Annotated in this window: 8 protein-coding genes; 6 read left to right on the forward strand and 2 right to left on the reverse strand. The window is 44.4% G+C overall.

Features of this window, described 5'->3' with window-relative positions; genetic code table 11:
- Window positions 1-5 precede the first annotated feature (5 nt).
- A complete protein-coding gene (locus GRP75_RS05305) occupies window positions 6-605 on the reverse strand; it encodes a LysE family transporter (RefSeq protein WP_202403992.1) in 600 nt (199 codons plus the stop codon).
- Between the two features lie 305 nt (window positions 606-910).
- Between GRP75_RS05305 and GRP75_RS05310 the strand changes: the two genes are divergently transcribed.
- From GRP75_RS05310 to GRP75_RS05335, 6 genes are all read left to right on the forward strand, one after another.
- Entirely contained in the window at window positions 911-1,879 is a 969-nt protein-coding gene (locus GRP75_RS05310) for an SIS domain-containing protein (RefSeq protein ID WP_053324625.1), read from the forward strand.
- Window positions 1,880-1,907: 28 nt separating this feature from the next.
- A complete protein-coding gene (locus tag GRP75_RS05315; RefSeq protein ID WP_160788769.1) occupies window positions 1,908-2,720 on the forward strand; it encodes a PfkB family carbohydrate kinase in 813 nt (270 codons plus the stop codon).
- A 96-nt stretch (window positions 2,721-2,816) separates the two neighbouring features.
- Window positions 2,817-3,530, forward strand: coding sequence for a GntR family transcriptional regulator (locus tag GRP75_RS05320; RefSeq protein ID WP_023986973.1), 714 nt, complete (start codon window positions 2,817-2,819; stop codon window positions 3,528-3,530).
- A 135-nt stretch (window positions 3,531-3,665) separates the two neighbouring features.
- Complete coding sequence (locus tag GRP75_RS05325) at window positions 3,666-5,249, forward strand: amidohydrolase family protein (RefSeq protein ID WP_160788770.1); 1,584 nt, start codon at window positions 3,666-3,668, stop codon at window positions 5,247-5,249.
- Between the two features lie 2 nt (window positions 5,250-5,251).
- Window positions 5,252-6,682: a YfcC family protein gene (locus GRP75_RS05330; RefSeq protein ID WP_160788771.1), complete on the forward strand. Its 1,431-nt coding sequence runs from the start codon at window positions 5,252-5,254 to the stop codon at window positions 6,680-6,682.
- Between the two features lie 112 nt (window positions 6,683-6,794).
- The gene (locus GRP75_RS05335; RefSeq protein ID WP_160788773.1) at window positions 6,795-8,465 is read left to right on the forward strand and encodes a ribonuclease J; all 1,671 of its coding nucleotides are present in this window, start codon (window positions 6,795-6,797) and stop codon (window positions 8,463-8,465) included.
- Window positions 8,466-8,678: 213 nt separating this feature from the next.
- Here the strand turns inward: GRP75_RS05335 and GRP75_RS05340 are convergent, their stop codons facing one another.
- Entirely contained in the window at window positions 8,679-9,938 is a 1,260-nt protein-coding gene (locus tag GRP75_RS05340) for a BaiN/RdsA family NAD(P)/FAD-dependent oxidoreductase (protein ID WP_076295364.1), read from the reverse strand.
- Between the last annotated feature and the right edge of the window lie 447 nt (window positions 9,939-10,385).

Here is a 10,385-nt window from a genome sequence, read left to right on the forward strand (position 1 = left end):
AAGAGTTAGTGTAAAAAAAGTAATTGAAATGCTTGTACACCAAAATAAAAGCCAAAACCGATAAGAGATAATCCAGACATCCAAGAGATGGTTTTAAGCAATCCGGTTTTTAGAAACCTACGGAAAATACTTGAAGCGGCTGCCATAGTCACATCCCAGAGTAACACACCTAATACAATCGCTCCGCTAAAGATCATTAGCTGTTGTACTGGATATGAATTAGCGACGTTTGCGAGTATGGACCCGTAAATCCCAAGCCAGAACAGGATGGAGAGGGGATTGAATAATGACATCAGGAAGCCCGCTAGAAATGAGTTGGTTAGGGTATTACCATTTCCCCTTAATTCAGACTCTGAAATCACACCTGCATTTTTGATGCTTTCAACACCTGTATACACAAGTACGAAAAAACCAAACATCCATAAAAAAGCTTTGACAAACGGGGCATTAAGAAGGTGGATCATTCCCAAATAAACAAGCAACATATAGATTATATCTGCGGTTATTGCACCAAGCCCGATAAACCAGGCGTGCCAAAACCCATTCTTAATACCTCGATCCAACTGTGCGGCATTAATCGGTCCAATGGGAGCGGAAAGTGACAAACCAAGAAAAATATATCCGATAAATGTATTAATGCTGTTTTTCCTCCTTGATTATGAATTGGATGTTATGTATTTGTCTATTTAAGTTTATTCGGACAAACTCATCTGTAAGACCATTTTTTTGTACGTATATTGCAGGAGTAGCCTCTAATCCCTTACATAAAAGGATTAGAGCTTTTTTAATGACAGGTTATAAAAAAAGTCTATTTGATCGAATAATTGGGCTTGACACTTTTATTGAAAGCGCTTATATTTATCTCGTAAACAATACGTTATATAACGTTATATAAAAGGGAGAGATAACAATGAATGTACATCAGACGGTTCAAACGATTTATGAACAAGCGAGTGGGAAGATTTCAGAGGTTTATTTAGTAGCCTGCGGGGGCTCATTAGTCGATATGTATCCCTCAAAATATTTTCTGGATAGTGAAGCAAAGAAGCTGGTAGCAGGCATGTATACGGCGAATGAGTTTGTGCACGCGCTGCCAAAACGTTTAGGTAAAAACGCAGTAGTCATCGTTTGCTCCCATGGTGGAAACACGCCGGAATCGGTTGCGGCTGCTAAATCAGCCAAAGAGAAAGGCGCTTACACCATCGGCTTAACCCACAATAGTGAAGCGACACTGCTCAATTATTCCGATTATTCATTCCTCTACGAATGGGGAGATGAGAGCGATGTTAAAAATAATCCTATGGCCATTATTTTAGAGCTTACTGTTGAGCTGCTTCAGATCGCTGAAGGCTATGTGCATTATCAAGCTTTCCAGAACGGCTTGGGAGCAATCAATGGAATTATTAACCGGGCAAAAATACAAGTTGAACCCCGTGCCAGTGTATTTGCTGACAAATATCGCAATGAAGACCTTTTCTATATCCTGACCAGCGGAGCTTCTTATGGACATGCCTACGGATTTGCTATCTGTTCTCTGATGGAAATGCAATGGCTCCATGCGGCTTCAATCCATTCCGGTGAATTTTTCCACGGTCCGTTTGAAGTAACGGATAAAGAAACTCCATTTATTCTGATGATCAACGAAGGACGCACACGGGCACTGGATGAGCGGGCACGGACTTTCCTGAGTCAATATGCCGAGAAAGTGGAAGTGATCGATGCGAAGGAGCTTGGAATCGGAACCATTGCCGACGAGGTCGTCGAGTTTTTTAACCCGGTTTTATTTTACAGCATTGTATGTGTTTATCGTGAAGCACTCGCAAATGTACGCAATCACCCACTGGAAACTCGCCGTTATATGGGCAAAGTAGCTTACTAAGCGCTCTTACCAACAGGAGGAAACCATCATGAAAGTTCTAGGCATCGGCGATAATGTGGTAGATAAATATGTTCATCTGCGCATGATGTATCCTGGCGGCAATGCGCTTAATTTCAGTGTATTTGCCAAAAAAGCGGGAGTAGATGCAGCCTTTATAGGAGTATTCGGAGATGATAACGAAGCACAGCATGTAGAACACATTCTCCGTGAGCTGGAAATTGACATTTCACGGTGCAGATATCACAGCGGTGAGAACGGCTGCGCACGTGTAACCCTGGAAGACGGAGACAGAGTATTTCTGGGCAGCAATGAGGGAGGAGTTACACGTCTCCATCCGCTAGAGCTGAGTGAAGAAGACAAGGCCTATGTTGGCGGGTTCGACCTTATACACACCGGCTTGTACAGTCATACAGGGCACTTGCTGCCTGAATTGGACACGCTGGGAATCCCTCTTTCTTTTGACTTTTCGGATGATTTCGTAGATGCACAAGTGGAGAAATATATTGCGTATGCCGATTTCGCTTTCTTCTCTTGCAGCCATATGACGGATGAAGAGACACAGAACTATATCCGCTCCAATCGAAAAAAAGAGGGGCAAATCCTGGTAGCCACACGCGGTGGAGATAGGTCTATTGCCTATGATGGTACTAAGTTCTATTTTCAAATGCCTGATTCCGTTGACGCTGTGGATACGATGGGGGCAGGAGACTCTTATATAACCGCCTTTTTACTGAGTTTTTTAAAAAATAGCAACATTCAGGACGCTATGGCAGAAGGCTCGAGGGTTGCCGCCCAGAGCTGTCTGGTAGAAGGTTCTTTCGGATACGGCGTCCGCTACTAATAAAATATTTTCAAATATCTTCACTTGTAAGAATATGTAACATTTGATACTCTAAGTGGGAGTAATATAACGTTATATGACAAGTGAGGGCACATTATGTTGAATTCAGACCAAGCAGAGCCATTATATATTCAATTACAAAAAGCGGTCAAAACCGCTATTCATAATGGAACGTTTACGCAGGGAAGTCGTATACCTACCGAAACTGAGCTAAGCGAGACCTACAATGTAAGTCGAATTACCGTAAGAAAAGCAATTGCCGAATTGGTTCATGAAGGTTATCTGACCAAACGTCAAGGAAAAGGTACCTTTGTCAATGTACCCAAAATTGGGCGGAAGATTGAACATATTATCAGCTTTACAGCTGCCTGCAAATCCAACGGCCTCTCTTCACACAGTGTGGTCACAGAACGTGAAATCATAGAAGCAGATGAGAAAATTGCACATCAGTTGCAGCTGCCACAAGGAGAAAAAGTGTTATTTATTCAGCGCAAGAGATACGCCGGTGATCGACCGCTAATGCTGGAGAATAATTTTTATCCTTATGACCGATTTTCTTTTCTAATGGAAGAACAGTTGGAGGGCTCTGTATACGAACTGCTGCGTCATAAATACAGCATCGATCCTAACCAACCGGGAGAGACGATATTACAAATCGCTTTGGCGGATGAATACCAAGCAAAGCTGCTGGAGACGGCCATCGGACAGGCGTTGTTCTACATGCACACGATTATTTATGATCAGCATGGAAGCCCCGTTCATGTAGGTAAGCAGTACATCATTGGAGACCGTTATCAATTCTCAATATAAATCCGTTGCCTGTTAGGTAATGTTATTCAGGTACGGCGCAGCTTCTGCTTCCACTTCATAAGAGAAGCAGAAGCAATGTTATAACGTTATATTACGTTATGTTGTAGGGCGGATAAATAATGAGGGGGTGAAATTGTGCAAGGGAAGAATGACACATTAGCGGACAAAGTTTTACTGTCAAATGCTATTTTTAATGGCTTGGAAAATGAGGCCTCACCTGGGTTTATTGCACTGCGAGGAGAATGTATTGCAGCAGTGGGGCGTCCCGAGGAAGCACAAGCTTGGATAGGAGCGGGAACGGTTGTCTGTGATTTGGGTGATGCTTTTATCATGCCAGGAGTTCATGACAACCATGTATTTTTTACCGGATATATGTCGATGCTTCGGGGCGTGGATTTGACTCATGCAGCCTCGATTGAAGAAGCAGTGGAATCAATGCTACAAGCGGCAAACAATCTTCCGCCAGGGAAAGATGTAACCGCTTACGGTTGGAGCGAGGAAGGATGGGGCAAGCTGCCTGAGCAAAGCTTGTTGGACGAGCTGTTCCCTGATCGGGCGGTAATTGCCATTAACCTAAATAAAAGCTACTGCTGGATGAACCGACTGGCTCAGGAGAAATATCAATTTTTGCCGGATCAATGCAGTGCTGAGGCACGCGCTTTGCTGCTCCAAGCTATGATGCAGGACCACAGTCTTGTCAAACAAGAGTTTATGAAGTTTGGCCGCATACTAGCTGCACGAGGAGTTACTTCCATAAAAGATATTGGCTTTGACCGGCATAGCGAGTTGCTGCCGATTCTAGAAGAATTGAAAGAAACAGGGGAACTGCCACTCCGATTTCATTTCTCGCTTGAACCCGTTGTTGAATCGCTTGATATTGCCACCGGTATGAAGTATAAAGCACTTTATAATGGAGACCTTATTCGTTTCCAAGGATACAAGCTGATGCTTGACGGTGTCGTAGCAGATCATACGGGGGACATGCTGGAACCTTACGCAGATATGCCCGGAGTAACGACTTTGAGGACGGTTGACTACAAAAAGATTGAAGCCTCTGTGCTGGAAGCAGACAGCCAAGGTATCAAATGTTGTCTAACTGCAGAAGGTGATGCTGCGATTCGCCAAGCGGTATCCATGATTGAAAAATGCCGCGAACAACAAGGTAATAACCTTATCAGACATTCTATCAGTGATCTAGAGTATCCTCATCCAGATGATCTGATCAGAATGGGCGAAAACGAAATTTTTGCCGAAGTCTACGCTCAAATCCTGCTACTGAATCCAACCTATGAAGAGGCCTATATGCCTGTTGTGGTAGGCAAAGGTAATGAAAATCGGTTTTATAATTATAAATCTATGCTGGAGGCTAATGTGCCAATAACCATTGGGACTGATCTGCCCTTATTTATCACGAGTGTTCCCGATTCACTGTACTCAGCTTCTCATCGGTTATTTCCGGACGGATCACCTGCTGGAGGCTGGTATCCCGATCGGGGGATGCCGCCATCCGAAGTTTTAAAGGCATGGACCATTAATGGAGCCAAACATTGTTATATGGAAGAGGTTACAGGCACGCTAGAGGCTGGAAAATATGCTGACATTGCCGTTTTTGATCGCGACCTCCTTAACGCATCCGCTGGTGACATCAGGGACGCCCAAGTGATATTGACCATTATGGGAGGGAAGGTTACGTATAACCATTCTTGGAATGAGGGATAAACATGAACATCAAGAATATGAAATGGAAATTATCCTTGCCCCATAGCTATACTTTAATATTTTTGATTATTATTACAGTCGCCGCATTGACATGGATTGTGCCCAGCGGACAATTTGAGCGTCATGAAGTGACAGTAAACGGCGTGACCAAAACGGCGATCGTTTCGGGAACCTATCACACTGTACCCAAAACTGGTGAGAACGGTGATTTAAGACAAGGCCTCCCTCAAATCCTAAGCGCTCCTATTGAGGGGATTATCAATGCCGCGGATGTCGTCTCTTTTGTCCTTATTGTGGGCGGCTCCTTCGGGATTATACTGCAGACGGGAGCCATCGATCGTGCCCTGACAGCTCTTGCCAGACGGCTGAAGAATAAGGGGATTCTGCTTATTCCAATTGCCATGGTTATATTCAGTCTCGGAGGCTCTACCTTTGGGATGAGCGAAGAAATTATTCCGCTTTATGCGATTTTTATTCCGTTAATGTTTGCCCTAGGCTTCGATTCTATGACTGCTATTCTCATTCTATTTCTGGGAACGCAAATTGGCTATGTTGGTTCGACTGTTAATCCATTTTCAGTATTGATTGCCCAGGGGATCGCAGGAGTGGAGGGGAATCCTCAGCTCTGGCTGAGATTTATTGAATGGCTTGTATTTACTATGATTTCTATTGCCTTTACGATGTGGTATGCGCATCGTGTTAAGAGAAATCCGCAGAAATCCATTGTTTTTCAGAGTGATATTATAAATCGTGAGCAATTTATAAAAGAAAATACAGGTGAGGACGTCGTCTTCACGTTTCGGGACAAATTAATAATAGGTGGATTTATTGTAACGCTTGGAGCAATTGTTTGGGGAATTTTGTCCAAAGGCTGGTATATGACTGAAATTGGTGCCCTTTTCTTCGCACTCGGTCTTTTTGTCGGGGTAGTTACTAAAATGAGCCAGAAGGAAATAGCTGAGAATTTTGTAAAAGGGTGTGGAGAATTCATCTACGCTGCAGTGATCATAGGTCTCGCCCGCGGAATTCTGATCATCGCCGAGCAGGGTATGATCATCGATACCGTATTGAATGCACTCGCAAGCATTCTGGAAGGATTGCCAAGTTACTTGTTCACTACCATTATGTTGGTTGCACATAATATTATTACTTTCCTGGTCCCATCTTCTTCGGGGGAAGCAGCACTAACCATGCCTGTACTTGCACCGCTTGGCGATCTTGTAGGTATCAATCGTGAAGCAGTAGTCACAGCGTACCAATTCGGTAACGGGTTAACCAATCTAATTTCACCGACAGGCGGAGTACTGCTGGCGGGATTGGCCATTGCCCGGATCAGCTTTGGACAGTGGCTGAAGGTAATCTTCAAGCTATTCCCGATCCTGTGGTTAGTTGCTGCTATTTTTGCTGCTATTTCGGCTGCGGTGGGTATCTAATAAATCAAGTGAGAGCCCCTGTCTTTTAGAGACAAGGGTTTCTTTTTGTGCATAAGTTTACGTGGAAAATGAATAATATGGATAGCATTTTCCTAAGGAGGAAATAAAATTGATGCATGCTGATAATAGATTACTCATTGCTGCTCTAGGCGGTGTTAATGAAATCGGGAAAAACATGTATTTTATCCAATACGATCAGGATATTGTCGTTATCGATTGTGGTTCCAAGTTTCCTGATGAGAACTTGCCTGGTATTGACCTCATTGTGCCGGATGTCACCTATCTGCTGGAAAATCAGGATAAAGTCAGAGCGCTCATTGTGACTCATGGGCATGAGGATCACATCGGAGGTATTCCCTATCTGCTGAAGCAGATTAATATGCCCGTTTATGGAACAAAGCTCACCATCGAATTAATTAAGATTAAGTTAAGGGAGCACAACCTTTTACGTGATGCTGAGCTTCATCTTATAGATGCGGATTCAACCGTTCAAGCGGGAACGATTCAGGCATCCTTTTTCACTACCGTCCACAGTATCCCGGATTGCCTGGGTGTCTTTTTTCAGACACCGGAAGGAAATGTGGTCCATACCGGGGATTTCAAATTCGATATGTCTCCCGTTAGTGGACCTTTCCCCGATCTTCATCGCATGGCTGAAATAGGAAAGAAGGGGGTAAAAGTGCTGCTCTCCGAAAGTACAAATGCCGAAAGGCCAGGATTTACTCCTTCAGAGCGTTTGGTTGGCGGACATATTTTGGATGCTTTTGCCAGAGCCAAACAGCAAGTATTTATTTCTACGTTTGCATCCAATGTGAACCGTGTCCAACAAGTCATTGACGCGGCTGTAGAAACAGGCAGAAAACTCGTTCTACTGGGTCGCAGCATGATAAATGTGGTGTCAGTGGCTAAGGAGCTGGGTTTCTTGCACATGCCTGAGGACTTGTTGATTGAGGCGGGAGAAACAGAACGGTTTCCTGCAGAAGAAATTGCTATTTTATGTACAGGAAGTCAGGGTGAGCCAATGGCTGCACTGTCCCGTCTAGCCAATTCCCTGCATCCCAGAATCGAAATTTTGCCTGGTGATACTGTAATCATTGCTGCAGGAGCCATACCCGGGAATGAACGGAATCTTTCCCAGGTCATTGATAACCTGTACGTACTGGGCGCCAACGTTATTTATGGATCAGGCAGCACCACAGGGATGCACGTGTCCGGTCATGGCAGCCAGGAAGAATTAAAATTAATGATGACCCTGATGAAACCCGAGTTTTTAATTCCCATACACGGCGAATTCAGGATGTTGTATCAGCATCGTCAGCTAGCGGAGTCTGTGGGGATTCCGATGGAGAATGTATTTATCGTCCATAACGGTGACACTGTTCAAATCGAAGAGGGAAGGGCATCCCTAGGCCGCAAAGTAGCAGCAGGCAATAGCTTGGTAGACGGATTGGTCACAGGGGACGTAGGTAATATTGTACTGCGAGACCGTAAAAAGCTTTCATCAGACGGAATGCTGATTATTGTGATGACGTTGAGCAAAAACGAGAAGCAAATGCTCGCAACGCCAGAGGTCATATCAAGAGGGTTTGTATATGTTAAGGATTCCGAAGAGCTCATGAGCCAGATCCACGACACGATTATGTCCACAGTGAACGAGTTAACAGAAATCGAAATGAGTCAGTGGGGACTGATTAAGCAGATGTTAAAAGATGATGTTGGCCGGTTTATTTACAGTCAGACGAAGAGAAGACCCATGATTTTACCTATCATTATTGAGGTATAGAATAGCGGCAAACGTCAAAACAAGATGGAGCTTGTTCTTTACGCCATTTTTAAAAAAAGGCTTAAATCAGTAACATGACTGATTTAAGCCTTTTTGATTTCCTTCCTACTTTTCCTATAAGAATGCGGATGTAATGGCGGTTTCTAGCGAAGCGGAGGATTTGAATCTGGAGAAGCGACAGCGTTCGTAAGATCAAATCCTACGCGCAGCGTCTTAATCGCTTACGGCCGCTTGGGTTCCTGCTGTATGCCCTGTCGTAAACGCTGCTGTAATATTATAACCTCCAGTGTAACCATGAATATCGAGAATCTCACCGCAGAAGAACAATCCAGGCATCAGCTTGGACTCCATTGTTTTCGGATTAATTTCCTTCAAATTCACACCGCCCCCGGTAACAAATGCTTCCTTCAGAGAGAGCGTACCGTTCACACGGATTGGAAACGCCTTAATGCGATGAGCAAGTTCTTGCCACTGCTGCTTGGGAATATGATCATAGGTCAAGTCCTCACGCAGTTCGGCTTGCTGGAGCAACAATGGAATTAAGCGTTCCGGTAAATAAGGCTTAAGCACGTTTTTGATCGCTTTTTTAGCATCGACCGATGCCAATTCCAGCGTCTCACGGTAGACTTCATCGGCATGTTTGTGAGGCTGCAAATCGAGAGTCAATAACACCGTGTTCACCTTATCCTTTTTCATTCCCTTGACGACAAACTGACTGCACCGCAAAGCAGTCGGGCCAGATAGACCAAAATGTGTAAAAATCATATCTCCTTCATGGACGACAACTTTCTTTTGCTTCGCATTCCATACGGTCAGACTGATGTCGCGTAAGGATAGTCCCTGAAGCTCTTTCGTCTGGATAAACGTCTCGCCTGAGGTCAACGGCACCTCTGTTGGATACAGCTCCGTAATGGTATGCCCTGCTTGTTCTGCCCATGCATAGCCGTCACCTTCCGAGCCTGTATGCGGGACGGATTTGCCACCAACGGCTACAATGACATTACGGCTATGTAGGATTTCACCGGAACGCAGTCGCACCCCAGCTGTATGACCTTCATTGTAAATAACCTCTTGAACAGGACAGCTTGTCCGAATCTCGACTCCTTGAGAGCGTACCTTGTTGATCAAAGCATCGACAACTGTTTTGGCTTTGTCCGTCACTGGAAACATACGCCCGTTGTCTTCTTCCTTTAAGGCTATACCCAACTGTTCAAAAAAGGCGATGATATCCCGATTGCCGAAAGCCGCCAGTGCACTGTGCAGAAATCGGCCATTGCCGGGAATGTGCCGAATGAGTTCGTCCAGCTCTTTGGCATTCGTGACATTGCAACGGCCTCCACCAGAGATCCCCAGCTTACGCCCGAGTTTATTTCCCTTTTCCAGCAAAATCACCTTGGCACCTTCACCGCTGGCAGCAGCAGCAGCCATTAATCCGGCTGAGCCGCCTCCGATCACAATAACGTCGTAAGTCATTAACCTCTTCCTTTTCGTCGACAAATTTTCAAAATCATTCAGAACGGCGTAACCGATTTTTCATCATAACGTAATACCGTCACTTTAGATACCTTTCGAGTATAGTAAACGCACATATCTTTCAATTGTAGGGATTTGGATTGCGTAAAAACGCTCCTCTTATAAACATCTAGTATTTAGCAAATTTTGTCGTTCTACACCGGGATTTTAACACATATATTGTAATATATTGTAGCCTGTGCTTTAATTCAACTAACGGCGTCAAGGAAAGATGATGAGGGGGAGAAGTCCTTGTTAATTGCGTTGAAGGAAAGTGTGCTCCAAGTTCTCCTTGCCGTTATATCGGCGGGTTTTTTCTCTATATTAACGGATTATGGGGATAAGAAAAAGGTTTGGGGTGGCAATCTGCTTCCTGGACCCAATCAAGGAATACTGTATTTGTGTTGC

It is taken from the genome of Paenibacillus sp. OT2-17, assembly GCF_009827695.1.
In the GTDB taxonomy this organism is placed as follows: domain Bacteria; phylum Bacillota; class Bacilli; order Paenibacillales; family Paenibacillaceae; genus Paenibacillus; species Paenibacillus polymyxa_B.

Bases quoted from the DNA above. Each gene is read 5' to 3' on its own strand.
- GRP75_RS05310 (WP_053324625.1), top strand. From the start codon at position 911: ATGAATGTACATCAGACGGTTCAAACGATTTATGAACAAGCGAGTGGG.
- GRP75_RS05315 (WP_160788769.1), top strand. From the start codon at position 1,908: ATGAAAGTTCTAGGCATCGGCGATAATGTGGTAGATAAATATGTTCAT.
- GRP75_RS05320 (WP_023986973.1), top strand. From the start codon at position 2,817: ATGTTGAATTCAGACCAAGCAGAGCCATTATATATTCAATTACAAAAA.
- GRP75_RS05330 (WP_160788771.1), top strand. From the start codon at position 5,252: ATGAACATCAAGAATATGAAATGGAAATTATCCTTGCCCCATAGCTAT.
- GRP75_RS05335 (WP_160788773.1), top strand. From the start codon at position 6,795: ATGCATGCTGATAATAGATTACTCATTGCTGCTCTAGGCGGTGTTAAT.
- GRP75_RS05340 (WP_076295364.1), bottom strand. From the start codon at position 9,938: ATGACTTACGACGTTATTGTGATCGGAGGCGGCTCAGCCGGATTAATG.